The organism is Kocuria sp. CPCC 205231 (genome assembly GCF_040980965.1).
In the GTDB taxonomy this organism is placed as follows: Bacteria; Actinomycetota; Actinomycetes; order Actinomycetales; family Micrococcaceae; genus Kocuria; species Kocuria rosea.
In genome coordinates this window covers 37,994-63,558 of the sequence record NZ_JAVKPP010000011.1, presented here as the reverse complement: position 1 = coordinate 63,558, position 25,565 = coordinate 37,994, and the positions used below count along the sequence as shown (strand labels likewise).

The window sequence follows — 25,565 nt, the reverse complement described above, 5'->3', positions numbered from 1 at the left end:
ATCTTCCCCCGAGCACGAGGAGTGACAGACACATGACCACCCCCACCCAGAAGCTCTCCGACGCCGGCGTCTCGATCTGGCTCGACGACCTCTCCCGCGAACGCCTTGCCTCCGGCGGGCTGCAGCGGCTGATCGACGAGAAGGACGTCGTGGGCGTGACCACGAACCCGACGATCTTCGCCGCCGCGCTGGCCAAGCACGACGCCTATGAGGACCAGGTCAAGCAGCTCGCCGCCGCCGGCACGGACGTGGACGAGGCCGTGCTGGCCATCACCACCGACGACGTGCGCGACGCCTGCGACCTCTTCGCCCCCATCGCCGAGGCCACCCGGGGCGAGGACGGGCGGGTGTCCATCGAGGTGGACCCGCGCCTGGCCCAGGACGCCGAGGCGACCGCCGCCATGGCCCAGCGCCTGTCCCAGACCATCGACCGCCCCAACGCGCTGATCAAGATCCCCGCCACCGAGGCGGGCCTGCCCTCGATCACCGCGACCATCGCCGAGGGGATCTCCGTCAACGTGACGCTGATCTTCTCCCTCGAGCGCTACCGCGCGGTCATCAACGCCTACCAGCTGGGCCTGGAGCAGGCGCTCGAGAACGGCAAGGACCTCTCCACCATCCACTCCGTGGCGTCATTCTTCGTCTCCCGGGTGGACTCCGAGGTCGACAAGCGCCTGGACGCGATCGGCACCGACGAGGCCGCCGCGCTCAAGAGCAAGGCCGGTCTGGCCAACGCCCGGCTCGCCTACCAGATCTACGAGGACGCCCTGGCCACCGAGCGCTGGGAGCGGCTGGCCTCGGCCGGGGCGAACCCGCAGCGCCCGCTGTGGGCCTCCACCGGGGTCAAGGACCCGTCCCTGCCGGACACCCTGTACGTGACCGGGCTGGTGGCCCCGAACACCGTGAACACCATGCCGGAGAAGACCCTGGAGGCCACGTTCGACCACGCCGAGGTCACCGGGGACACCGTCACCGGCACCTACGCGGAGTCCAACGAGCTCCTGGACCGGATCGCCGGCGTGGGGATCTCCTACGACGAGGTCGTCGCCCAGCTCGAGGCGGAGGGTCTCACCAAGTTCGAGGACTCCTGGGCGGAGCTGCTCGACACCGTGCGCGCCGCCCTCGACAACGCCCGCTGAGCCCGTCCCGTCCTGACCCGAGCACCGTCCGTGCCGCCCCACCCGAAGGAGAACCCATGAGCTCCCTGTCCGTCCAGACCTCAGGTGCCGCCCGCGAGGCCGTCGACCGGCACGTGCCCGCGCTGGTGGGCGACAGGTTCGCCTCGAAGCTCTTCGCCCAGGACCCCACCCTGTGGGGCGCTGCGGCCGAGGACGAGTCCGCCAAGCGACTGGGCTGGGTGGAGGCCGCCGAGGTCTCCCGCCCGCTCGTCGCCGAGATCACCGCGCTCCGCGAGGAGTTCGCGGCGGAGGGCGTGGACCGGTTCGTGCTGGCGGGCATGGGCGGGTCCTCCCTGGCCCCCGAGGTGATCACCCGGACCGCCGGGGTCGAGCTGTTCGTGCTCGACTCCACGGACCCGGAGATGGTGGGCGCGGCCCTCGCCGACCGCCTCGAGCGCACCGCGATCGTGGTCTCCTCCAAGTCCGGCTCCACCGTGGAGACCGACTCGGCGCGCCGGGTCTTCGCCCGGGCGTTCGAGGACGCGGGCATCGACGCCGCCTCGCGCATCGTGGTGGTCACCGACCCCGGCTCGCCCATGGAGGCCTCCGCACGGGAGGCCGGCTACCGCCGGGTCTTCACCGCCGACCCGACCGTGGGCGGGCGGTTCTCGGCGCTCACCGCCTTCGGCCTGGTCCCCTCCGGTCTCGCCGGCGTGGACGTCGGGGCTCTGCTCGACGACGCCGACGAGGCCGGTGAGGTGCTGCGCGAGGACGCCGAGGACAACCCCGGCCTGCACCTGGGCGCGGCGCTCGGCGGCACGCAGCCGCTGCGCAACAAGCTCGTGTTCCGGGACCTGGGCTCCGGGATCGCCGGGTTCGCCGACTGGGCGGAGCAGCTGATCGCCGAGTCCACGGGCAAGGAGGGCAAGGGCGTGCTGCCCGTCGTCGTCGGCGCCGGCGACGCCCCGGAGGCCTCCTCGGGGGCCTCCGACGTCCTCGTCGTGGAGCTCGTCGGCGTGGACGAGGAGCAGGCCCCCGAGGGCGACGTCGTGCGGGTCTCCGGCTCCCTCGGCGCCCAGCTCATGCTGTGGGAGGTCGCCACCGCGGCGGCCGGGCGGCTGCTCGGCATCAACCCGTACGACCAGCCCGACGTGGAGTCCGCCAAGAACGCCACCCGCGCCCTGCTCGAGGACAAGCCGCAGCCCACGGCCGCGGACGTCGTGGACGGGCCCGTGGAGATCCGCGGGGCGCAGGAGCTGCTCGACGGGGCGCAGACGGTCGAGGACGCGCTCGCCAAGCTGCTCGCGCAGCTGCCGGAGACCGGCTACCTGTCCGTGCAGGCGTACTTCGACCGGCTCTCGTGGGCCGAGCTGGAGAGCGTCCGCCCCGTCCTCGCCCGGGCCACCGGCCGGCCCGTGACGTTCGGCTGGGGCCCCCGGTTCCTGCACTCCACCGGCCAGTACCACAAGGGCGGACCGGCGGAGGGCGTGTACCTGCAGATCACCGCCGCCTCGGAGACGGACCTCGAGATCCCGGACAGCCCGTTCAGCTTCGGCGAGCTGATCTCGGCCCAGGCCGACGGGGACGCCCAGGTCCTCGCCGACCACGGGCGGCCCGTGCTGCGGCTGCGGCTCGCGGACCGCGCCGCCGGCGTGGACCGGCTGCGCCAGGCCGTCGACGCCCTCGGCGGCTGACCCGGCCGGCACGACCGGACCGCTGACCTAGAATGGGAGCACGCCACGGTCGGCGCGGGAGTTCCCGCGCCGACCGTTGCGCGTGCAGGCCCCCGTGGGTGCCACGGCCCCGCAGAGACGTGAAGGAGTACCGTTGCCAGACAACAACGCCCGCAATCCCTTGCGGGACCCGAGGGACAGGCGGCTCGTCCGGGTCGCCGCCCCGTCGGCGCTCGTGCTCTTCGGCGTGACGGGAGACCTCGCGAAGAAGAAGCTGCTGCCGGCGATGTACGACCTCGTCAACCGGGGTCTGCTGCCGCCGTCCTTCGCGCTCGTCGGCTTCGGCCGCCGCGACTGGTCCCACGAGCAGTTCCGCGAGGTGGTGCGCGAGTCCGTCGAAACGCACGCCCGCACCCCCTTCCAGGAGGACGTGTGGCGCCAGTTCGCCTCCGGCGTCCGGTTCGTGCGCGGGGAGTTCGACGAGGACAAGGCCTACGAGGCGCTCAAGTCGACCCTCAAGGAGCTCGACGTGCACTCGGGGACGCGCGGCAACCACGCGTTCTACCTCTCGATCCCGCCGAAGGCGTTCGAGACGGTCTGCCAGCAGCTCGCCGACCACGGCCTGGCCCAGCACGAGAACGCCTCCGGGTGGCGCCGCGTGGTCATCGAGAAGCCCTTCGGCCACGACCTCGAGTCCGCGCAGGAGCTCAACGCCATCGTGGAGCGGGTGTTCCCGGCGGACTCGGTGTTCCGCATCGACCACTACCTGGGCAAGGAGACGGTGCAGAACATCCTGGCGCTGCGCTTCGCGAACCAGATGTTCGAGCCCCTGTGGAACGCGCAGTTCGTGGACCACGTGCAGATCACCATGGCCGAGGACATCGGCATCGGCTCCCGCGCCGGCTACTACGACGGCGTGGGCGCGGCCCGCGACGTCATCCAGAACCACCTGCTGCAGCTGCTGGCCCTCACGGCCATGGAGGAGCCGCTGTCCTTCCAGGCCCACCACATGCGCGCCGAGAAGGCGAAGGTCCTGGCCTCCGTCGTCGTCCCCGAGGACCGGGCGGCGCACTCGGCGCTCGGCCAGTACGAGGCCGGTCTGCAGGGCGGTGAGCGCGTGCGGGGCTTCCTCGAGGAGCAGGACATCCCCGCCGACTCCCGCACCGAGACCTACGCGGCGCTGCGCGTGGACATCAACAACCGCCGGTGGGCGGGCGTGCCGTTCTACCTGCGCGCCGGCAAGCGCCTGGGCCGGCGGGTGACCGAGATCGCGGTGCAGTTCAAGAACTCCCCCAACCTGCTGTTCGGGGACAACGGCCACGAGGACCTGGGACAGAACGTCATCGTGGTCCGGATCCAGCCCGACGAGGGCGTGACCATCCGGCTGGGCTCCAAGGTGCCCGGGACCCAGTCGGAGATCCGGGACGTCACGATGGACTTCGGCTACGGCCACTCGTTCACCGAGTCCAGCCCGGAGGCCTACGAGCGCCTGATCCTCGACCTGCTGCTCGGGGAACCACCGCTGTTCCCCGACCACGAGGAGGTCGAGCTGTCCTGGCGGATCCTCGACCCCTTCGAGCAGTGCTGGTCGGAGCAGGAGATCATGCCGGAGCCGTACGCGCCCGGGTCCTGGGGACCCGCCGCCGCCGACGAGCTGCTGGCCCGCGACGGACGCGTCTGGAGGCGACCGTGATCGTTTCGATGGAGAACACCACCACCTCGGCCATCGACAAGAAGCTGAGCCAGCTGCGGGACCAGCACGGCGTCGTCACGCTCGGCCGGGTCCTCACGCTCGTGATCCTCGCCCAGGCCGGGCACTCCGAGGCCGCCCTGGAGGCCGCGAACTTCGCGAGCCACGAGCACCCGTGCCGGATCCTCGTGCACGTGGCGCACTCCCAGGCGGAGAGCACCCGGCTCGACGCCCAGCTGCGCATGGGCGGTGACGCCGGCGCCTCCGAGGTCATCGTGCTGCACGGCTACGGCGAGCTCGCCGAGCCCACCGAGACCCTGTTCTCGGCGCTGCTGCTGCCGGACGCCCCGATCGTCGCCTGGTGGGCGCACACGGTGCCGCCGCCCTCGCCGCACACCTCGTCCATCGCCGGGATCGCCCACCGGCGGATCACGGACTCCGCGCGCAGCGACGACGCCTACGAGGCGCTCGCCGAGCTGAGCACCCGGTACGTCCCCGGCGACACGGATCTGGCCTGGACCCGGGTGACCAACTGGCGGATCCAGCTGGCCGCGGTCCTGGACCAGGCGGAGCCCGCGCCCGTGCGCGAGGTCGTCGTGGAGGGATGCGGACGCTCCCCCAGCGTGGTGCTGCTCGGCACGTGGCTGGGCACCCGGCTCGACGCCGACGTGACGCTGGTCAACAGCCCCGGGCCCCGCCGCCTCGACCGGGTGACCCTGGTCCGGGACGACGGCGAGATCGTGCTCGAGCGCCCGGGCCGGTCCGTGGCGATGCTGCGGCAGCCCGGTCAGCCCGACCAGCAGATCGCCATGCCCGTGCGGGACCTCAACGCCTGCATCGCCGAGGAGCTCCGGCGCCTGGACCCCGACGAGGTCTACGGCGAGGTGATCACGACCGGCCTGCGGGACGTGCGGATCGCCCAGATCGTGGACACCGCCGGCGAGCTCACCCCCGGCGCCGCACGGTTCCTCGCCGAGCACGGCGGCCGCCTCCCCGACCGGGACCGGACGACGCCCGGCGACGCCCCGGCCGACGAGCCGGCGGAACCGGACTCCGGTGCGGTCCCGGCCGCCGAGGCATCCGTCCCGGCACCCGAGACGTCCGTCCTGGCCCCCGGGGAGGACCGCGCATGAGCGCCGAGCTGGAGACCGTCGCCCACCCGGACAAGCAGTCGCTCGCCGCGGACACCGCGGACCGGGTCCTCGACGTGGTCGTGGCGGCGCAGGAGGAGCGCGGGGAGGCGAGCCTCGTGCTCACCGGCGGGAGCATGGGCACCGCGGTGCTCGCGGCCCTCGCCGCCTCCGCCCGCCGGGACGAGGTCGACTGGACCCGCGTCGACGTGTGGTGGTCGGACGAGCGCTTCGTGGCCGGCGACAGCGCCGATCGCAACTGCGTCCAGGCCGTCGAGGCCGTGGGCGGGGCCCTGGACCTGAACCCGGACCGGGTGCACTACATGGGCAGCGCCGACGACTTCGCCACCGCCGAGGACGCCGCCTTCGACTACCGGCGCGAGCTGGCGGCGGCGGCCGACGCGGAGCAGCGGACGGAGGCCTTCCCCCGGTTCGACCTCTCGCTGCTGGGCCTGGGCCCCGACGGCCACGTGGCCTCCCTGTTCCCGGGGCTGCCGCACGTGCACGAGCAGGACGCCACCGTGCTGGGGGTGCGGGACTCCCCCAAGCCCCCGCCGGAGCGGGTGACCATGACGCTGCCGATGATCAACAGCGCGGAGCGGGTCTGGTTCCTCGTGGCCGGGGCGGACAAGGCAGGGGCGGTCGCGGCCGTCCGCGGCGGCGCCCCGATCGAACGCACGCCCGGGGCCGGGGTGCGCGGGACCGAGGAGACGCTGCTGCTGGTCACGCAGGACGCCCTCGACGGCTGACGCGTCGGGCCGCCGGGGCGAAGCACCCCGAGTGACCGGACGGTAGTCACGCCGTAGTGACGCCTGTGCCGTCATGCTCACCGATGAGAGTCGGCACCCGAGCGCCTGGCGAAGAGAACGGGATCCATGACCATGGAGATCCTGCGTACCTGTGGCGACATCCGGACGAGCGCGGACGGCCGGTGAGGTCGTGTTCCCGGCACGTCCCGTCCGCGTCGGCACCGTCCTGGCCGCCGGCGTCCTCGTGGTGCTCACGGCGTGCGGCCGGGGCGGACCCGACGACGGCGCCGAGCCGGCGAACGGATCCCCTGCGGCCGAGCAGACCACCGAGCCGGAATCGGACCTTTCCGCGCGGACCTCGGACGGCTCCACGGACTTTCCGAGTGCCGAGCCCGGCTCCGAGGACGCCGCCGGGCCCGGGCGTGACGGCTCCGACCGCGACCGATCCGGCGGTGCCGCTCCCGACGGTGCCGCTCCCGGCGGTGGGAGCAACGGCGGTGGGGGTCCCGGCGGCGGGAACGGCGGCGAGGGCAGCACCCCGGCCCCTCCTCGCGTCGCTCCCGTGATCGGCGGTCTGCCGATCGGACCCGTCGGTCCCGGAGAACCGGGATGGTACGTGGCCCTGCGCGCCGGCACGTGCGACCACGACAGCCTGGCCGGCGCGAGCGCGCAGGACGCCGCCTCCCTGTTGTGCCGGGCGGCCGTGACCAACGACGAGGCGCTCTGGTCCCAGGGGGCGGCGGCATTGGCTGCCGCGCCGCTGCCGCAGAGCTGTCACGACGTTGCGGCGGTCGCCATGCTGCAGCGTCTGGTGCAGTTCCACCGGGACCACCCCGAGGACGTGCCCGTGCTCGTCGACACGCCGGGCACCGCCTGCCCCCTGTCCATCACGGGGCTCGCGACCGCGCCGGACGAGGCCGGCGAGTCCGCCGTGCCCGTGCCGCCGTGCGGAGGCGTTCCTGTCCACCTGCGCGGAAACGTGCAGGACCGGGCCCTGCCCGTGGGCAGCGTGCGGTTCGTCACCGTGGGCCCGACTCCCGTGCCGATCCAGTGGGCATCGACCGGACCGTTCTTCGTGGCGCCCCCGGCACCGGTCCCGGAGGCGGGTGGTTCGCTGCCGGTGGCCCTCTCGGGCTCCGGCTACGTGCTCGAGGACCCGGCCCTCAGCACGGTCGCCCTGGACTACGCCCCCGGCACGACGGCATGTCCGGCCCCCGGCTCCTGACGGGCCGCTGCGGCTGCGGTACCGGGCGGCAACGATGACGGAGACCGCTGCCCCGACCGGCTCCGTGTGGTCGCACGTCCTGGGCTACGTGTCGGTCATCGGGCCGCCGGCCACCGTGGTCACGGCCCTGGTGTTCTACTTCGGCTGGGCTCGCGCGAAGGCGCAGGCCGAGTGGATGGGACTGCACGTCAACCTGTTCGGCTACACCACGCGGGACTTCGCGCTGCTGAGCATCAGCGCGCTGTACCTGCCGCTGCTGCTGCTGGTCGCGCTGGCGATGCTGTGGGTCTGGCTGGACCGGCTGCTGCGGAGACGCATCGACCGGGGAGCGGCCGGCAGGTGGGCGACCGCACTGCCGCGGGCGGCTCTGCTCGGTGCAGGGGCCCTGATCGGCCTCATGGTCGTCCTGCTGTTCGCCGAACGCGTCTACAGCCCCCTGTACGCCCCGTACCTCGTCACCGCCGGCGTGCTCGTGGCCGCGTGGGCCGTCCGCATCCGCCGCTGTGCCGCTGCCGTCGAGGGCCCTCGACGGCCCGCCGAGCAGCAGGCCGTCGAGGCGACGCTGCTCCTGGTCCTCGTGGCGCTGCTGCTCTTCTGGGGAACCTCGAACTTCGCGGAGGCCCGTGGACGGGGGCTCGCGGAGGATCTCGAGGTGAATCTGCCGTGGCTGCCCCGGGCGCAGGTCTACAGCCAGGAACCACTGGGCCTCGACGTCCCGGGGGTCACGACGCGCGAGCTGGGCACGGCCGAGGCCCCGCTGTACCGCTACGACGGGCTGCGCCTGCTCACCGTCAGCGGGGAACGGTACTTCTTCCTCCACGAGGGGTGGTCCGTCGAGGAGGGCACAGTGGTGGTGCTGCCCGACGATGCCTCGTTGCGGGTCCAGTACGGGCGCTGATCCGGGGCGCGGGGACCGCACGTCGCCGGGCGCATGCGGCGGCCCCTCAGCGCGGACGACCCCCGGCTTCCCCGGCCGAGCACGGACTTCCGTGGCCGGCCGGGGAGGCCGGGGGTCGTTCGACCAGCCGTCGGCTCAGACGGCCACCTCGGCGAAGCGCATGGTCAGCGCGTAGGCCGCGATGGACAGGGCCCAGACCACGGCCGTGGTGGTGGTGAGGCGGACCAGGTTCTTCTGCGCCACGCCCGAGGTGTTGAGGGACTGGGTCATGCCGCCGCCGAACATGTCGGAGAGGCCCCCGCCCTTGCCCTTGTTGAGCAGGACGAGGAGAACGGCCAGGAGGCTCGTGAGCACGATGATCGCCAGGAGCACGTTCTGCAGAATTTCCACTGGGGCCTTCCCTCGGGGGTGTCCGTCGAGCAGCCGCGCCCGGCGGGCGCGGACGGTCAGGGGGTCGTGATCAGTCGGTCACGAGGTGCTGCTCGAACCTGGCAATGCTAGCAAACTCCTCGGCGTCGAGGCTGGCGCCGCCGACGAGGACGCCGTCCACGTCCTTGCCCTTGAGGATCGAGCCGGCGTTGGCGGCCTTCGCGGAACCGCCGTAGAGGATGCGGGTCTTCGCGGCGGTCCCGTCGTCGTAGAGCCCGGCCAGCTCGGCGCGGATGGCGGCGGCCATCTCCTGGGCGTCCTCGGGACCGGCGACCTCGCCGGTGCCGATCGCCCAGACGGGCTCGTAGGCCACCACGAGCTCGGCCACCCGGTCCGCCTCGAGGCCGGCGATGGAGCCGCGCAGCTGCTCGAGCGTGAAGGCGACGTGCTCGCCGGCCTGCCGGACCTCGAGGCCCTCGCCGACGCACAGCACCGGGACCAGGCCGTGGCGGTGGGCGGCGGCGATCTTGGCGTTGCACAGCTCGTCGGACTCGCCGTGGACCGTGCGGCGCTCGGAGTGGCCCACGAGCACGTAGGTGCAGCCGAGCTTGGCCAGGAACTGGCCGGAGATGTCGCCGGTGTAGGCGCCGGAGTCCTGGTCGGAGAGGTCCTGGGCGCCGTAGACGACGCGCAGGTCGTCACCGTCCACGAGGCTCTGGACGGAGCGGAGGTCGGTGAACGGCGGGAAGACGGCCACCTCGGCGCGGGAGTAGTCGTGCTTGGCGTCGTCCAGGGTCCACGCCAGCTTCTGCAGCAGGGTGATCGCCTGGGCGTGGTCCATGTTCATCTTCCAGTTGCCGGCGATCAGCGGCGTGCGGTCGAACTGACCGTTGGTCTGCGAGGTCATGGGGACTCCTGTCCGCGGCGGGTGCGCCGCTCGTCGTGCGGTTCGGCAGTGGTGCGCTGGGCGGCAGGGGCGCCCCGGGCCGTGCGGCCCCGGGGCGCCCCCGGCGCCGTGGCGGGGAGCGTGCGGGTCAGGCGCCCAGGGCCACGACCCCGGGGAGCTCCTTGCCCTCGATGAACTCGAGGGAGGCGCCGCCACCGGTGGAGATGTGCCCGAACTGGTCGTCGGAGAACCCGAGGTTGCGCACGGCCGAGGCGGAGTCGCCGCCGCCGATGACGCTCATCGCGTCCGAGGCCACCACGGCCTCGGCGACCGCCCGGGTGCCCCCGGCGAAGGCCTCCATCTCGAACACGCCCGCGGGGCCGTTCCAGAACACGGTCTTCGCGCCGCGGATCCGTTCGGCGAACAGCTTCGCGGACTCGGGGCCGATGTCCAGGCCGAGACCGGTGGAGCCGATCTCGCCGTCCTCGATGGCGTCGACCGGGCGCACCTCGTGCGCGGCGTCCGCGGCGAACTCCGCCGCGTAGACGATGTCCACGGGGAGGACGATCTCGGTGCCGGCCGCGGAGGCCTTCTCGAGGTAGTCCTTGACCGTCCCGATCTGGTCCTGCTCCAGGAGGGAGCCGCCCACTGAGTGCCCCTGGGCGGCGAGGAACGTGAAGACCATGCCGCCGCCGATGAGCAGCGAGTCGGCCTTGCCGATGAGGTTCTCGATCACGGCGAGCTTGTCGGAGACCTTGGACCCGCCCATGACCACCACGAAGGGGCGCTCGGGGGCGGAGACCACCTTGGTGAGCACGTCCAGCTCCCGCTTGACGAGATCGCCCAGGTAGGCCGGGAGCCGGTGGGCGATGTCGAACACGGAGGCGTGCTTGCGGTGCACCGCGCCGAAGGCGTCGTCCACGTAGGCCCCGTTCTCGCCCGTCAGGGCGGCGAGCTCGTCCGCGAAGGCGCCGCGCTCGGCGTCGTCCTTCGAGGTCTCGCGGGGGTCGAAGCGGACGTTCTCGATCACGAGCACCTCGCCGTCGGCGAGGGCCTCGGCCTTGGCCCGGGCGTCCTCCCCGACGACGTCGGAGGCGACCGCCACGGGGAAGTCGGCCAGCTCGGCCAGCTTCCGCGCGGCGGGCGCGATCGAGTACTTCGGGTCGACCTGCCCCTTGGGCCGGCCCAGGTGCGCCATCACGATGACGCGGGCCCCGGCGTCGGCCAGCTTCTTCAGGACCGGCAGGGACGCGCGGACGCGCCCGTCGTCGGTCACGGTGGAGCCGTCCAGGGGGACGTTGAGGTCGGAGCGGACCAGGACGCGGCGCCCGGCGACGCCGTCGGCGATCAGTTCGTCAAGTGCATGAGCCATGCCACTCACCCTACCCCGGCGGCGTCGCGCGGCGACGGGCTCAGAGCTGCGCGCCGACGTGGGAGACGACGTTGACGAGGCGGGAGGTGTAGCCCCACTCGTTGTCGTACCAGGCGATGACCTTGACCTGGTTGCCGATGACCTTCGTCAGCGGGGCGTCGAAGATCGTGGAGATGCTGTCGCCCTGGATGTCCGAGGAGACGATGGGGTCCTCGGTGTACTTGACGATGCCCTTCATGGGGCCCTCGGCGGCCTCCTTCATGGCGGCGTTGACCGACTCGACGGTGACCTCCTTCTGGGCGTCGAAGGTGAGGTCCACGACGGAGCCGGTGGGCACGGGCACGCGCACGGCGAAACCGTCCAGCTTGCCCTTGAGCTCGGGCAGCACGAGGCCCACGGCGGCGGCCGCGCCGGTGGTGGTGGGCACCATGTTGAGGGCGGCGGCGCGGGCGCGGCGCAGGTCGCTGTGCGGGCCGTCCTGCAGGTTCTGGTCCGCGGTGTAGGCGTGGATGGTGGTCATCAGACCCCGCTCGATGCCGAACGCGTCGTTGAGGACCTTCGCCATGGGCGCGAGGCAGTTCGTGGTGCAGGAGGCCGCGGAGACGATGTTCATCGACGCGGCGTCGTAGGTGTCGAGGTTGACGCCGGGCACGAACGTGCCGTCGATCTCCTTGCCCGGGGCGGACAGGACGACCTTCTTGGCGCCGCCGTCCAGGTGGGCCTTGGCCTTGGAGCCGTTGGTGAAGCGGCCGGTCGACTCGACGACGACGTCCACGCCGAGCTCGCCCCATGGCAGCTTGGCGGGGTCGGGCTCGGCGAGGAACTTGACCTCGTGGCCGTCGACGCTCATGGTGTCGCCGTTGAGCGTCACCTCGCCGGGGAACCGGCCCATGATGGAGTCGTACTTGAAGAGGTGGACCAGGGCCTCCGGGTCCGTGAGGTCGTTCACGGCCACGACCTCGATGTTCTCGCCCTGCTCGCGCGCCGCGCGGAGGAAGTTGCGTCCGATGCGTCCGAAACCGTTGATGCCCACTCGAATGGTCACTGGGTACTCCTGTGTTGGTCGGGGTCTGGATCGTTGAACCAGGTCCCATTCTACGTGGTTATCCCTGGGATGTCTTGGGGTCGTGAAAGATTCACCCGGTATTCATCGCCAAACCCATACAATCCCACATCGAGGGATGCGGACCCTCGGAAACCCACGCGGGACCAAAGCCCTCTCCCGGCGCGGCCCCGGAGTGACCGCGCCGGCGCAGCGGCGCCGGCGCGCCCCGCTCAGGAGGGCAGGGCCTCCGCGGCGACACCGGCGTCGGTGCCCGGGAGGTTCAGCTCCTCCGCCCGGCGGTCCGCCATGGCCAGCAGCCGGCGGATCCGGCCCGCCACGGCGTCCTTGGTGAGCGGGGGGTCGGCGAGCCGGCCCAGCTCGTCGAGGCTGGCCTGCTTGTTGGACAGCCGCAGCTCCCCCGCCTGCCGCAGGTGCTCCGGGACCTCGTCGCCGAGGATCTCCAGGGCGCGCTCCACCCGGGCGCCGGCGGCCACGGCGGCCTGCGCGGAGCGGCGAAGGTTGGCGTCGTCGAAGTTGGCGAGGCGGTTGGCGGTGGCGCGCACCTCCTTGCGCATCCGCCGGTCCTCCCACTGGAGGAGCGTCTGGTGGGCACCCATCCGGGTGAGCAGCGCGGCGATCGCGTCCCCGTCCCGCACGACCACCCGGTCCACGCCGCGCACCTCGCGGGCCTTCGCGAGGACGCCGAGCCGGCGGGCCGCGCCCACGAGCGCGAGGGCGGCCTCCGGGCCGGGGCAGGTGAACTCCATCGCGGCGGAGCGGCCGGGCTCCGTGAGGGAGCCGTGGGCCAGGAAGGCCCCGCGCAGCACCGCTTCGGCGTCGGCCACGGCCCCGTTGACCACGGCGGGCGGGAGCCCGCGCACGGGGCGCCCGCGCGAGTCGAGCAGTCCCGTCTGGCGGGCGAGGGCCTCGCCGTCCTCGACGACGCGCACCACGTAGGAGCTCCCGCGCCGCAGTCCCCCGCCGGAGACGACCACGATCTCGCTGTCGTGGCCGAAGACCTCGTGGACGGCGCGGCGCACCCTGCGCGCGGTGGCGCCGAGGTCCACCTCCGCCTCGACGACGATGCGTCCCGAGACGATGTGGAGCCCACCCGCGAAGCGCAGCAGGGCGGAGAGCTCGGCGCGGCGCTCCGAGGACCTCTTGATCTCGAGGCGGGACAGTTCTTCCTTCACCGATGACGTCAGGGCCACGCGGTTCCTTTCCTGGGGATGCTGGGGTGTGTGGGGGTGGGGCGGCAGGCTCAGCGGTGGCGCTCGAAGATCTCCTGGTAGGCGGCCGCGAGCCGGAGCGTGTTGTGCACGGCGGTGCCGGGGTGCGCCCGGACGTCGGCGTAGAAGACCTCGGCGCCCAGGCCGCGGGCGACCTCCTCGAGGTCGGCGCCGTCCTCGGTGGCCGAGGGGTCGGCGAGGACCACGTCCAGGGTCAGCTCGGGGCAGTAGTCGTGCAGGACCCGCAGGTGGTCGGCGGCGGTCTTGCCGCGCGTCTCGGTGTCCGGCGAGAGGTTCAGGGTGACGCAGCGGCGCGCCGGCGAGCCGCAGATCGCCTGCCGCAGCTCGGGCAGCAGCAGGTGCGGCAGCACGGAGGTGTGCCACGAGCCCGGCCCCATGATCACCCAGTCGGCGAGCCCGACCGCCTCGACCGCCTGCGGGCAGGCCGGGGCGTCCGGGGGCACGAGCCGCACGTTGCAGACGTCGGCCTGCTTCGCCAGGACCGCCTGCCCGGTGATCGTGCGGACCGTGCCGGCCTCGCTCGCGCAGCCGCTCGCGCTCCCGCCGGACAGGGCGCCGGGGACGTCGCCGGCGATGACCAGCGGCTGCGTGGACATCGGCAGCACCCGGCCGCGGGCGCCCAGCAGGGCGCCCGCCCACTCGAGCCCCGCCACCGGGTCCCCCAGCAGCTCCCACAGCGTGACGATGAGCAGGTTGCCCAGCGCGTGGTTGTCGAGGGTCGTGGTACGCCCCTCCGAGGAGCTGAACCGGTGCTGCATGACGTCGCGCCACGTCCGGCCCCACTCGGAGTCGTCGCACAGCGCGGCGAGCGCCATCCGCAGGTCCCCCGGGGGCAGGACGCCGAGCTCGTCGCGCAGCCGGCCGGAGGAGCCGCCGTCGTCGGCCACCGTCACGACCGCCGTGAGCACCGGGGTGATCCGGCGCAGCGCGGCGAGGTTCGCCGAGAGCCCGTGCCCGCCGCCGAGGGCGACCACGGAGGGGCTGGCGCCGCCGGGCCGCCGGGCGGAGGGGTCGGGCGAGTGGTGGGGGTCGGCATCGGCGCCGCTGCTGAGGGGCAGCCGGGGGAACGCGCCGGTGGGAGGAAGGGTCATCGGGGGTCCCATCGCGGTGAGGGCGAGCCGGTCACTCCCGGCCCATGTCCCGGTGCTGGATGTTGACCGTCACGAGCGGCAGCTTGGCGAGCCTGCGGGCCACCTCCTCGCTCACGGCCACGGAGCGGTGCTTCCCGCCCGTGCAGCCGATCGCGATGGTGGCGTAGTGTTTGTTCTCCGTACGGTATCCCGCGAAGACGGGTTCGAGCATGGCGACGAACCGGTCCACGAACTGCCGGGGGCCCTCGTCCTGGAAGACGTAGTCCCGGACCTCGTCGTCCTTGCCGGTGCGGGGGCGCAGCGACGGGACCCAGTGCGGGTTGGGGATGAAGCGGACGTCGGCCACGTAGTTCGCGTCCGCGGGGACCCCGTACTTGAAGCCGAAGCTGAGCACGGTCAGGCGCAGGACCACCGGCCCGTTCGTGGAGAACAGGTCGGCCACGGCCCGGGACAGGGCGTGCACGTTGAACCCGGAGGTGTCCAGGACCACGTCGGCCGACTCCCGCAGGTCCGTCAGCAGGGCGCGCTCGGCGCGGATCCCGTCGAGGATCCGCCCGCCGGCCTGCAGCGGGTGGGGTCGGCGCTGGTGCTCGTAGCGGGAGACCAGGACCTCGTCGGCGGCGTCCAGGAAGAGCACCGAGAAGTCGACGTCGGACGCCTCGAGGGCGGCCAGCGTCTCCTTCATGTCGCTGAACAGGGCCTTGCCGCGCACGTCGATGACGACCGCCAGCTTGGGCAGGGCCTGGGGGGTCCGGGAGACGAGGTCAGCGAGGGTGTGCAGCATCTGCGGCGGCAGGTTGTCGACCACGTACCAGCCGAGGTCCTCGAGAGCGTTCGCGGCCGTGCTGCGCCCGGCCCCGGACATGCCCGTCACGACGAGCAGCTCCGAGCTGGTCGGTCTCGCGTGGTCGGTCCCGTCCGCCGTCCCGACGTCCGCTCCGGCGGTGTGCTCGCTCATGTCCGCTCCGTCTCCCGTCGTGGTGGCCTGCGCCTGCTGGTCCCGCCCCAGCCTAACGAAGTCGGCGGGGCCCCGCCGCGACCCCGGCGGCGCGCCCGGGCTCAGGACAGCACCTCCCCGGTGGTCATGTTGACCGCCGGGGCGGTCGTGTCGTCGGAGGCCTGCAGCGCGGCGGCCACCTTCTCGGCGAGGGTCCGCCCGAAGCCGGGGACCTGCTCCAGCTCCTCGACCCGGGCCGCCCGGAGCTTCTTGACGGAGCCGAAGTGCTTGAGCAGGGCCTTCTGCTTGGCGGGGCCCACCCCGGGCAGCTCGTCGAGCACGGAGACCGTCATGGCGGAGGAGCGCTTCTTGCGGTGGAAGGTGATGGCGAAGCGGTGGGCCTCGTCGCGGATCCGCTGGAGGAGGTAGAGGCCCTGGCTCGCGCGCGGCAGGATCACGGGGAACTCGTCGTCCGGCACCCACACCTCCTCGAGCCGCTTGGCCAGGCCGACCACGTGGACGTCGTCGATCCCGAGCTCGCGCAGCGCCCGGGCGGCGGCGGCGACCTGCGGGGGCCCGCCGTCGACCACCACGAGGCTGGGCGGGTACGCGAACCGCGCCCGCTCGGGGGCCTCGGCCCCCGCCTCCACCTGCCCGGTGCGCGGCCCGGCGGCCTCCCGCTCGGCCTGCTCCTCGAGGTGGCGGCGGAAGCGCCGGGAGATGACGTCGTGCATGGACGCGGTGTCGTCCCGGGCGGCCTCGCCGGTGACCGAGAACTTCCGGTAGTCCGACTTCTTGGGCAGCCCGTCCTCGAAGACGACCATGGAGGCGACGACGTTGGTCCCCTGCACGTGCGAGATGTCGTAGCACTCGATCCGCATCAGCGGCACGGGGATGTCGAGGGCCTCCTGCAGCTCCTGCAGGGACGCGGAGCGGGTGGTGATGTCGCCGGCCCGCCGGGACTTGTGCAGCTTCAGTGCCTGCCGGGCGTTCTCCTGCACCGTCTCCATCAGGTGCGCCTTCTCCCCGCGCTGCGGCACGGCGATCGTCACGCGCGATCCGCGCAGCCCCGAGAGCCACTCCTCGAGCCGGTCGGTGCTGTCGGCGGGCTCGGAGAGCAGCACGGTGCGCGGGATGGCGTCCTCCCGGTAGGCGAGCTCCGCGGAGGGCCGGTGCTTCGATCCGCCCGGGGACGGGGGCGCGGCGGCGTGGGCGCTCTCGGCGGCGTCCGCGGCGGTGTCGCCGTAGACCTGCTCGAGCAGCTGCTCCAGCAGGCGTCCGCCGTCGGCCTCCTCGACCTTCTCGGTGACCCAGCCGCGCTGGCCGCGGATCCGGCCGCCCCGGACGTGGAAGACCTGGACGGCGGCCTCCAGCTCGTCCTCGGCGAGCGCGAAGAAGTCGGCATCGGTGCTGTCGGAGAGCACCACGGCGTTGCGCTCGAAGGCCTTCTCCAGGGCGGCGATGTCGTCCCGGCGCGCGGCCGCGGTCTCGAAGTCCATGGCCGCGGCGGCCTCCTGCATCTGCCGCTGCAGCTCCTTGATGAACGGGGTCGCGTGCCCGGCCATGAACCGGCACAGGTCCTCCGCGAGGGCGTAGTGGTCCTCCTCGGAGATCCGCCCCACGCACGGGGCGGAGCACTTGTCGATGTAGCCCAGCAGGCACGGGCGCCCGGACTGCTCGGCGCGCCGGTAGACGCCCTTGGAGCAGGTGCGCACGGGGAACACCCGCAGCAGGGCGTCGAGGGTCTCGCGGATCGCCCAGGCCTGGGAGTAGGGGCCGAAGTAGCGGTTGCCCTTCTTCTTCTCCCCCCGGACCACCTGGGCCCGCGGCACGGACTCGGCCATCGTGACGGCGAGGTAGGGGTAGGACTTGTCGTCCCGGTAGGCGATGTTGAACCGGGGCTTGAACTCCTTGATCCACGTGTACTCGAGCTGCAGGGACTCCAGCTCGCTGCCCACCACGGTCCACTCGACCCCGGCCGCGGTGGTGACCATGGCGCGGGTCTTGGGGCTCAGGGCGTGCGGGGGCGCGAAGTAGGAGCTCAGCCGGTTGCGCAGGTTCTTGGCCTTGCCCACGTAGACCACGCGCCCGTACTCGTCGCGGAAGCGGTAGACCCCCGGGGCGGTCGGGATGTCCTGGCGGGCGGGGCGGTAGCTCTCCGGATCGGCCACGGTCCGGTCCCCCTCAGCGGCCGGTCGGGGCCGGGGCGGTGTACCGGGCCAGGAGCTCCCCGAGCTCGGCGGCGTCCCGGGCCACGGCGGCGAAGCCGGTCCCCAGCTCGTCCTCGTCGGCGAAGCCCCAGGCGACGCCCAGGCAGTCGATCCCGTGGGCGAGCGCGCCCTCGGCGTCGTAGCGTCGGTCCCCGATCATCACCGTGCGCGCGGGGTCCGGGGCGGCCACGCCGAGCCGGCGCAGTGCCTCGGCGATGATCGCGGGCTTGTCGTGGGCCAGTCCGTCGCGCGGGGCTGCCGCGGCGTCGTCGGCGGCCCCCGAGACGGTCTCGAACCACCGGGTGAGGCCGAACCGCTCGACGGCGAGCTCGGCGGTGGGCTCGGGCTTCTGGGTGGCCACGGCCATCCGCACGCCGGCGCCGTGCAGGCGCTCCAGGAGCTCCTCCACCCCCGGGTAGATCCGCGTCTGCGCGAGCCCCTCGGTGCGATAGCGGGCCCGGTAGGTGGCGACCACCGCCGGGATGTCCTCCTCCGGGACGTCGGTGAAGGTCCGCAGGGAGAAGCCCACGGGCGGGCCCACGAACCGGCGCAGGTCCTCCGGCACGGCGTGGCCGTGCTCGGCCAGGGCCCGGGCGATGCCGCCGGTGATCGCCCCGGCGGGGTCCAGGAGGGTGCCGTCGAGGTCCCAGAGCACCACGGGGGCGGTCATCGGGCGGCCCCCGCCGGGACGGGGCGCTCGGCGAGCACCTCGGCCAGGAACCGGCCGGTGTGGCTGTTCGTGTTCCGGGCCACCTGCTCGGGGGTGCCCTCGGCCACGACCTGCCCGCCGCCGGAGCCGCCGTCCGGGCCGAGGTCCACGATCCAGTCGGCGGACTTGATGACGTCCAGGTTGTGCTCGATGGTCATCACGGTGTTGCCCTTGTCCACGAGCCCCTGCAGCACGAGCAGCAGCTTGCGGATGTCCTCGAAGTGCAGGCCCGTGGTGGGCTCGTCCAGCACGTAGATGGACCGGCCGTTGGAGCGCTTCTGCAGCTCCGCGCCGAGCTTCACGCGCTGGGCCTCACCGCCGGACAGGGTCGTGGCGGGCTGGCCCAGCCGGACGTAGCCGAGGCCGACGTCCACGAGGGTGTTGAGGTGCCGGGCGATCGGGCCGAACGCCTTGAAGAACTCGGCGGCCTCCTCGATGGGCATCTCCAGGACCTCGGCGATGGTCTTGCCCTTGTAGTGCACTTCGAGGGTCTCCCGGTTGTACCGGGCGCCCTTGCACACCTCGCACGGGACGTAGACGTCCGGCAGGAAGTTCATTTCGATCTTGATCGTGCCGTCGCCCGAGCACGCCTCGCAGCGCCCGCCCTTGACGTTGAAGGAGAACCGGCCGGCCTGGTAGCCGCGCACCTTCGCCTCCGGGGTCTCGGCGAAGAGCTTGCGGATGTGGTCGAACACGCCCGTGTACGTGGCGGGGTTGGAGCGCGGGGTCCGCCCGATCGGGCTCTGGTCCACGTGGACCACCTTGTCGAGCTGGTCCACGCCGTCGATCCGCTTGTGCCGGCCGGGGACCTGCTTGGCCCCGTTGAGCTTGTTGGCCAGCGCCGTGTAGAGGATGTCGTTGACCAGGGTGGACTTCCCGGACCCGGACACCCCGGTCACCGCGGTCAGCACCCCGAGCGGGAAGGAGACGTCGATGCCGCGCAGGTTGTTCTCCCGCGCACCCACGACCTTGAGCATCCGCTTGCGGTCGACCGCCCGGCGCTGCGCGGGCACCCGGATGGCCCGGCGGCCGGAGAGGTAGTCGGCCGTGATGGACTCCTCGTTGGCGAGGAGCTCCGCGTAGGTCCCGGAGTGCACCACGCGCCCGCCGCGCTCGCCGGCGCCGGGGCCGACGTCCACGATCCAGTCGGCCTCGCGGATGGTGTCCTCGTCGTGCTCGACGACGATCAGGGTGTTGCCCATGTCCCGCAGCTTGGTGAGGGTCCCGATGAGCCGGCGGTTGTCCCGCTGGTGCAGGCCGATCGAGGGCTCGTCCAGGACGTAGAGCACGCCCACGAGCCCGGCCCCGATCTGGGTGGCCAGGCGGATGCGCTGGGCCTCGCCGCCGGACAGCGTCGCGGCGGCGCGCTCCAGGTTGAGGTAGTCCAGGCCCACGTCCACGAGGAACGTCAGGCGCGCCTGGATCTCCTTGAGCACCTGCTCGCCGATCTTCGTCTCGCGGGTGCTGAGCTCCAGGTCCCGGAAGAACGCGTGGGCGTCCCGCATGGGCATGCGGGTGGTCTCGGCGATGTTCTTCCCGCCCACGGTCACGGCGAGCATGGTCGGGTTCAGCCGGGCGCCGTCGCAGGCCGGGCACGCCACCTGGCGCATGTACTGCTCGTAGCGGTCCTTGGCGTTGTCCGACTCCGTCTCCGCGTGCTTGCGCTTGATGTAGCCGATCACGCCCTCGAAGCCCTGGGTGTAGCGGCGCTCCCGGCCGAACCGGTTCCGGTAGGCCACGGTGACCTGGTAGTCCTTGCCCTCGAGGATCGCCTTGCGCGCCTTGGCGGGCAGCTTCCCCCACGGGGTGACCAGGTCGAAGCCGAGCTCCTGGCCCAGGCCGGCGAGCAGGCGGTTCCAGTACTCGCTCGTGGCCTTGCCGAGCGACCACGGGGCGATCGCGCCCTCCACGAGGGAGAGGTCCGGGTTGGGGACCACGAGCTCCTCGTCGACCTCGAGCCGCGAGCCGATGCCGTCGCACTCCGGGCACGCGCCGAACGGGGCGTTGAAGGAGAAGGAGCGGGGCTCGATCTCGTCGGCCTGCAGGGGGTGCTCGTTGGGGCAGGCGAGGTTCTCGGAGAACGGGCGGCGCAGCTCCAGCGGGTGGGCGATCTCCTCGTCCGAGCGGGGCACGAGCTCGACGACGACGCGCCCCTCGGCGAGGCCCAGCGCCGTCTCGACGGAGTCGGTCAGGCGCTGGCGGATGCCCTCCTTGACCACGAGCCGGTCCACGACCACCTCGATCGTGTGCTTGTACTGCTTCTTGAGCTTGGGCGGGTCCGAGAGCTGGACCGTCTCGCCGTCCACGGTGGCGCGGGAGAAGCCCTTCGCGGAGAGCTCCTGGAAGAGGTCCACGAACTCGCCCTTGCGCTCGCGCACCACGGGCGCGAGCACCTGGAAGCGGGTCGTCTCCGGCATCTCGAGGAGCTGGTCCACGATCTGCTGCGGGGTCTGCTTCTTGATCGCCTCGCCGCACTCGGGGCAGTGCGGGTGGCCGACACGCGCCCACAGCAGGCGCATGTAGTCGTAGATCTCGGTGATCGTGCCCACGGTGGAGCGCGGGTTGCGGGAGGTGGACTTCTGGTCGATGGACACCGCCGGGGACAGGCCCTCGATGAAGTCGACGTCCGGCTTGTCCACCCGGCCCAGGAACATCCGGGCGTAGGAGGACAGGGACTCGACGTAGCGGCGCTGGCCCTCGGCGAAGATCGTGTCGAAGGCCAGCGACGACTTCCCGGAGCCGGAGAGCCCCGTGAACACGACCATGGCGTCCCGCGGCACGGTCAGCGAGACGTTGTCGAGGTTGTGCTCGCGCGCGCCCTGCACCACGATCTCGGTGAGGTCGGACCGGCGGGCGGTCCGGGCGCCGGTGGCGGTCACCGGCCCGTCGAGGGCTTCGGAGGAATCGGTCGACGGGTTCAGGACCAGGGTGGACGTGGGGATCGGCTCAGACACGCCCTCCACTCTAGTACCGGGCCCGGACATCGGGGCCGGGTCCGTGGGCGGGTTCACACCCGGTCCACGGGGCCGGTGGAGGTGTCCTCGCGGACCCGGTCCCGGGCCGCTCCGCCGGCGGCGCCGTCCGAGTCCGGACCGGTCTCCTCGGCGTGCGCGCCGGCCGCGGCCTCCTGCTGCCGGCGGCGGACCTCGCGGGCGTCGAGGGTGCGGGTGACGACCTTGAGCCGGCCCGTGGAGGGGTCCACCTCCACGATGTCCACGGTGCGCCGCAGCGGCACCTCCTTGATGAGGAGCACCGCGAGCAGCGTCACGAGGGACGCGACGGCGGCGACCAGGAAGACGAGACCGGTGCCCGTGCCGTAGGCCTCGCGCACCACGCCCTCGACGGAGGCGGGCAGCGACTCCAGGTCCATCGTGGAGCTGTCCACCGCGGCGGGGTCCCCGCCGCGGGCGCGGGTACTCTCTGCGAGCTGCCGGGCCAGGTGGGAGCTCATGAGGGCGCCGAACACGGCGACCGCCACGGCGCCGCCCATGGTGCGGAAGAAGGCCACCGAGGAGGACGCCGCGCCCATGTCCTTGAGCCCCACGGTGTTCTGGACGGCCAGGACCAGGTTCTGGTTCAGCGCGCCGATGCCGAGGCCCACGAGGAAGATGAAGACGCTCACGGCCCACAGCGCGGTGTCGTGCGTGAGCGTGGCGGCGAGGAACAGTCCGGTGGACATGAGCACGGCGGCGACCACCAGGATGATCTTCCACCGCCCGTAGCGGGTGATCAGCTGCCCGGCGACCGTGGCGCCCACGAGGGAGCCGAAGACCTGCGGGAGCATGAGCATCCCGGCCATCGTGGGGCTGAAGCCCTGGCCCAGCTGGAAGTACTGGCCGAGGTAGGTGGTCGAGGCGAACATGGCCGCGCCGGTGGCGATGGCCGCGAGGATGGCCAGCGCGGTGGTGCGCTCGGTGACCACGCGGATGGGCAGGACCGGCTCGGCGGCGCGCTGCTCCACGAGCACGAACAGCACGGAGCCCACGAGCGCGGTGGCCACGAGGGCCGCGGAGGTCGCCGAGACCCACTCGAACATGCCCGGCTGCCCGGCCAGGGACACCCACAGCAGCAGCGCGGAGGCGGAGACGATCAACAGCGCGATGCCGAGCCAGTCGATGCTCACCTTCCGGGGCGCCTGCGGCGGGATGTGCAGGGTGCGGTGGACGAGCACGGCCGCCAGGACCGCCAGCGGGGCGGGGATGAGGAACACCCAGCGCCAGCCGAAGAGGTCCACGATGAGCCCGCCGAGCAGCGGGCCGGCGGAGGTGGCCACGGCCATGACGGCGCCCATGTAGCCGGCGTAGCGGCCGCGCTCCCGGGGCGGGATGATCGTGCCCATGATGGTCATGGCCAGGGCCATGATCCCGCCCATGGCCACGCCCTGGACCACGCGGGCCAGGATGAGGAACTCGATGGTCGGGGCCAGCCCGGCCATGGCCGAGCCGAGCACGAAGATCACGATGGACAGCTGCAGCAACTTCTTCTTGTCGAAGAGGTCGGCGAGCTTGCCCCAGACGGGCGTGGTCGCGGCGTTGGCGAGGAGGGTGCCGGTGACCGTCCAGGACAGCGAGGTCTGGTCCCCGCCGAGGTCGGCCATGATCACGGGCAGGGCCGTGCCGATGATCGTGAGGGTGACCATCGCCATGAAGAAGACCGAGAGGATCCCCGTGAGCGCCCGCATGACCTCCTTGTGGGAGGCGCCGGTCCCCCCGCCCGGTGCGGTGGTCGGTTGCTGTGACGTCATGGTGCGGTCTGCTCCTCGTGCTCTCGGTCTGCGTGCTCTCGGTCGGTGTGGTCCCGGGCCGGCTGGTCCCGGCAGGACGTGGTGCGCTCCACGCCGAGGGAGTCCAGGAAGACGGTGGTGATCTCGTTGATGGCCCCGCGGCTGGTGCGGGCCTGCTCCTCGTCCCAGCCCTCGAGCCGCGCGGCGAGGCGCTGGGCGTCCTGCTCGAGCACGGCCCGGACGTGCTCCCGGCCCCGATCCGTGATGGCGACCAGCGCGGCGCGCCCGTCGTCGGGGTCGGGGGTGCGCTCCACGTGGCCCTCCTCCTCGAGGACGGCCAGCTGGCGGCTCAGCCCGGAGGGCCCGAGACCTGTCTCGGCGGCCATCACGGTGGCCCGGCGGGGCCCGTTGCCGTCGAGGTAGTAGAGCAGGGCGATCGCCGTGGGGTTGAGCCGGCGCGGGCCGGCGTCGGTCTTGGTCACGCGCTTCATGACGCGCTGCAGCTCGAGCAGGTCGCGCACCAGCTCCACGGCGGTGTCGTGGGAGACGGGCAACGGAGGCTCCTCCGGGATCGGGGATGTTCGGGGCGACAACGACGAAGGGGCACCCGGTCCGCACTCCCCGCTCCTCGCGGGGTCCCGCGTCGACGACGACGCGGGCGTGGTGCCACCGGATGCCTTGATGTTTTGTTGCCTCACGCAACTTTATCCGGACGGTGTGGGGAAGCCAACCCCGGCGCCCGTGCCGTCGGACACACCGCCCGGCGCCCCGGCGCGCTCGCGATTGGCCAGTGTCAGGAGTCGGGAGTACCTTCGTCCTCATGATCGCAACGAAGACGGAGGTCACCGACCTCTCCGAGGTCACGATTCGCCGGATCTCCGTGAGCGAGATGGACAACAACGTCTACCTCCTCACGTCCAAGGACGAGGGCACACAGGTCCTCATCGACGCGGCCGACGACGCCCGGGCCATCGCCGGCCTCGTGGGCGCCGGCAACGGCGACTGCTCGCAGGCCTACGGCAATCTCCAGCTCATCATCACCACCCACTCGCACTGGGACCACGTCCGCGCCCTGGAGGAGGTCCGCTCCCGCTCCGAGGCCATGACGGCGTGCGGCGCCGACGACGAGTCCGACATCGCCGTGCCCATGGACCTGACCTTCGAGGACGGGGACACGGCCGAGTTCGACGGCTTCGACCTGGAGGTCATCGGCCTGCGCGGGCACACCCCCGGCTCGATCGCCCTGGTCTACCGCGACCCGCAGGGCCCGGCGCACATCTTCTCCGGCGACTCCCTCTTCCCCGGCGGCGTGGGCAAGACGAACAGCCCCGAGGACTTCCGGCAGCTGATGGACGACGTCACCGAGCGCGTCTTCGAGCGCTTCGACGACGACACCGTGGTCCACCCCGGCCACGGGAAGCCGACCACGCTGGGGGCGGAGCGCCCCCACCTCGAGGAGTGGCGGGCCCGCGGGTGGTAGGTCCCGGGCCCGCGGCGGCCGTCACCGCCGCGCCCGACCGCGGCGCCTACACCGCCGTCCTGCTGTTCCCCGTGCTCGTCCTCGCGGGCGGGCTCGTGGGCTTCCTCGCCCCCGGCGCCGTGAGCGGCCTGTCCGGGTGGATCAACCCCCTGCTGGGCGTGGTCATGTTCGGCATGGGCCTGACCCTGCGGCCCGTGGACTTCGCGCTCGTGGCGAAGCGGCCGCTGCCGGTGCTGCTCGGCGTCGCGGCCCAGTACGTGATCATGCCCCTCGTGGCGCTGCTCGTGGTGTTCCTGCTGCGGCTGCCGCCGGAGCTCGCCGCGGGTGTGATCCTGGTGGGCTGCGCGCCCGGCGGGACGGCCTCCAACGTGGTCGCCTACCTCGCCCGCGGCGACGTGGCCCTGTCCGTCGCCATGACCTCGATCTCCACGCTGCTCGCACCGCTGCTGACCCCGCTGCTCACCCTGTGGCTGGCCGGGCAGTACCTGCCGGTGGACGGCGGGGCGATGGCCTGGTCGATCACCAAGATCGTCCTCCTGCCCGTCGTCGCGGGCCTCGCCGTGCGACTGCTCGCGCCCCGTCTGGTCGAGCGCGCCCTGCCCGCCCTGCCGTGGGTGTCGGTGGCGGCCATCGCCGTGATCGTGGCCATCGTCGTCTCGGGCAGCGCCGACCGGATCGTGGAGGCGGGCCTGCTCGTGCTCGCGGCCGTGGCCCTGCACAACGTCCTGGGCCTGATCCTCGGCCACCTCGTGGGGGCGGTGACGCGGCAGCCGATCGCCGTGCGCCGCACCACCGCCGTGGAGGTGGGCATGCAGAACTCCGGTCTGGCCGCCGGGCTCGCCGCCCAGTACATGAACCCCCTCGCGGCCCTGCCCGCCGCGGTGTTCTCGGTCTGGCACAACCTCTCGGGCGCCCTGTTCGCGCTGCTCTGCCGCCGTGCCGACGCGCGGGCGGCGCGCCGGCTCCCAGGAGCCTGAGAATCCCAGCGACCCGCTGTGCGCGGGACCGGG

At 72.6% G+C, this 25,565-nt stretch carries 21 protein-coding genes; 9 read left to right on the top strand and 12 right to left on the bottom strand.

Features of this window, described 5'->3' with window-relative positions:
* Window positions 1–32: 32 nt before the first annotated feature.
* From tal to RF640_RS12485, 7 genes are all read left to right on the top strand, one after another.
* Window positions 33–1,139, top strand: a complete 1,107-nt coding sequence (gene tal / locus RF640_RS12515; RefSeq protein ID WP_035923970.1) for a transaldolase — start codon at window positions 33–35, stop codon at window positions 1,137–1,139.
* Window positions 1,140–1,195: 56 nt separating this feature from the next.
* Entirely contained in the window at window positions 1,196–2,812 is a 1,617-nt protein-coding gene (locus tag RF640_RS12510) for a glucose-6-phosphate isomerase (RefSeq protein ID WP_109268940.1), read from the top strand.
* Window positions 2,813–2,972: 160 nt separating this feature from the next.
* Window positions 2,973–4,484, top strand: a complete 1,512-nt coding sequence (gene zwf / locus RF640_RS12505) for a glucose-6-phosphate dehydrogenase (protein ID WP_368828092.1) — start codon at window positions 2,973–2,975, stop codon at window positions 4,482–4,484.
* Window positions 4,481–5,614 (top strand): glucose-6-phosphate dehydrogenase assembly protein OpcA, encoded by a 1,134-nt coding sequence (locus RF640_RS12500; protein ID WP_368828025.1) that lies wholly within the window; start codon window positions 4,481–4,483, stop codon window positions 5,612–5,614. Before zwf ends, RF640_RS12500 begins: the two co-directional genes overlap by 4 nt.
* On the top strand, window positions 5,611–6,360 hold the full coding sequence (pgl, locus tag RF640_RS12495; protein ID WP_017832801.1) for a 6-phosphogluconolactonase: 750 nt from the start codon (window positions 5,611–5,613) through the stop codon (window positions 6,358–6,360). The genes RF640_RS12500 and pgl overlap by 4 nt, the downstream gene beginning before the upstream one ends.
* Before the next feature lie 190 nt (window positions 6,361–6,550).
* On the top strand, window positions 6,551–7,585 hold the full coding sequence (locus RF640_RS12490; protein ID WP_368828023.1) for a hypothetical protein: 1,035 nt from the start codon (window positions 6,551–6,553) through the stop codon (window positions 7,583–7,585).
* 34 nt (window positions 7,586–7,619) lie between these two features.
* Complete coding sequence (locus RF640_RS12485) at window positions 7,620–8,483, top strand: hypothetical protein (RefSeq protein WP_368828021.1); 864 nt, start codon at window positions 7,620–7,622, stop codon at window positions 8,481–8,483.
* Between the two features lie 135 nt (window positions 8,484–8,618).
* Here the strand turns inward: RF640_RS12485 and secG are convergent, their stop codons facing one another.
* The 12 genes from secG to RF640_RS12425 form a co-directional block, all read right to left on the bottom strand.
* Window positions 8,619–8,873 carry a preprotein translocase subunit SecG gene (gene secG / locus RF640_RS12480; RefSeq protein WP_035923973.1) on the bottom strand — a complete coding sequence of 85 codons (255 nt, stop codon included), beginning with the start codon at window positions 8,871–8,873 and terminating at the stop codon, window positions 8,619–8,621.
* A 70-nt stretch (window positions 8,874–8,943) separates the two neighbouring features.
* Window positions 8,944–9,759 carry a triose-phosphate isomerase gene (tpiA, locus tag RF640_RS12475; protein ID WP_095651535.1) on the bottom strand — a complete coding sequence of 272 codons (816 nt, stop codon included), beginning with the start codon at window positions 9,757–9,759 and terminating at the stop codon, window positions 8,944–8,946.
* A 127-nt stretch (window positions 9,760–9,886) separates the two neighbouring features.
* A complete protein-coding gene (gene pgk / locus RF640_RS12470) occupies window positions 9,887–11,110 on the bottom strand; it encodes a phosphoglycerate kinase (protein WP_017832805.1) in 1,224 nt (407 codons plus the stop codon).
* Between the two features lie 40 nt (window positions 11,111–11,150).
* Window positions 11,151–12,155, bottom strand: coding sequence for a type I glyceraldehyde-3-phosphate dehydrogenase (gene gap / locus RF640_RS12465; protein ID WP_031282661.1), 1,005 nt, complete (start codon window positions 12,153–12,155; stop codon window positions 11,151–11,153).
* 230 nt (window positions 12,156–12,385) lie between these two features.
* Window positions 12,386–13,366: a DNA-binding protein WhiA gene (gene whiA, locus RF640_RS12460; RefSeq protein ID WP_031282663.1), complete on the bottom strand. Its 981-nt coding sequence runs from the start codon at window positions 13,364–13,366 to the stop codon at window positions 12,386–12,388.
* A gap of 50 nt (window positions 13,367–13,416) precedes the next feature.
* On the bottom strand, window positions 13,417–14,496 hold the full coding sequence (gene yvcK, locus RF640_RS12455) for a uridine diphosphate-N-acetylglucosamine-binding protein YvcK (RefSeq protein WP_109222858.1): 1,080 nt from the start codon (window positions 14,494–14,496) through the stop codon (window positions 13,417–13,419).
* Between the two features lie 31 nt (window positions 14,497–14,527).
* Window positions 14,528–15,454 carry an RNase adapter RapZ gene (rapZ, locus tag RF640_RS12450; protein WP_368828017.1) on the bottom strand — a complete coding sequence of 309 codons (927 nt, stop codon included), beginning with the start codon at window positions 15,452–15,454 and terminating at the stop codon, window positions 14,528–14,530.
* Window positions 15,455–15,555: 101 nt separating this feature from the next.
* On the bottom strand, window positions 15,556–17,604 hold the full coding sequence (gene uvrC / locus RF640_RS12445; RefSeq protein WP_368828015.1) for an excinuclease ABC subunit UvrC: 2,049 nt from the start codon (window positions 17,602–17,604) through the stop codon (window positions 15,556–15,558).
* 13 nt (window positions 17,605–17,617) lie between these two features.
* The gene (locus tag RF640_RS12440) at window positions 17,618–18,313 is read right to left on the bottom strand and encodes an HAD hydrolase-like protein (protein ID WP_258299889.1); all 696 of its coding nucleotides are present in this window, start codon (window positions 18,311–18,313) and stop codon (window positions 17,618–17,620) included.
* Window positions 18,310–21,315, bottom strand: a complete 3,006-nt coding sequence (gene uvrA, locus RF640_RS12435; protein ID WP_368828089.1) for an excinuclease ABC subunit UvrA — start codon at window positions 21,313–21,315, stop codon at window positions 18,310–18,312. The genes RF640_RS12440 and uvrA overlap by 4 nt, the downstream gene beginning before the upstream one ends.
* A 44-nt stretch (window positions 21,316–21,359) precedes the next feature.
* Window positions 21,360–23,096 (bottom strand): MDR family MFS transporter, encoded by a 1,737-nt coding sequence (locus tag RF640_RS12430; protein ID WP_368828013.1) that lies wholly within the window; start codon window positions 23,094–23,096, stop codon window positions 21,360–21,362.
* Entirely contained in the window at window positions 23,093–23,629 is a 537-nt protein-coding gene (locus RF640_RS12425; RefSeq protein ID WP_272026867.1) for a MarR family winged helix-turn-helix transcriptional regulator, read from the bottom strand. The genes RF640_RS12430 and RF640_RS12425 overlap by 4 nt, the downstream gene beginning before the upstream one ends.
* 266 nt (window positions 23,630–23,895) lie before the next feature.
* Between RF640_RS12425 and RF640_RS12420 the strand changes: the two genes are divergently transcribed.
* Together RF640_RS12420 and RF640_RS12415 are read left to right on the top strand one after the other, a co-directional pair.
* Complete coding sequence (locus RF640_RS12420) at window positions 23,896–24,555, top strand: MBL fold metallo-hydrolase (RefSeq protein ID WP_109222855.1); 660 nt, start codon at window positions 23,896–23,898, stop codon at window positions 24,553–24,555.
* Window positions 24,549–25,532: a bile acid:sodium symporter family protein gene (locus RF640_RS12415; RefSeq protein ID WP_249033835.1), complete on the top strand. Its 984-nt coding sequence runs from the start codon at window positions 24,549–24,551 to the stop codon at window positions 25,530–25,532. Before RF640_RS12420 ends, RF640_RS12415 begins: the two co-directional genes overlap by 7 nt.
* Window positions 25,533–25,565: the final 33 nt, after the last annotated feature.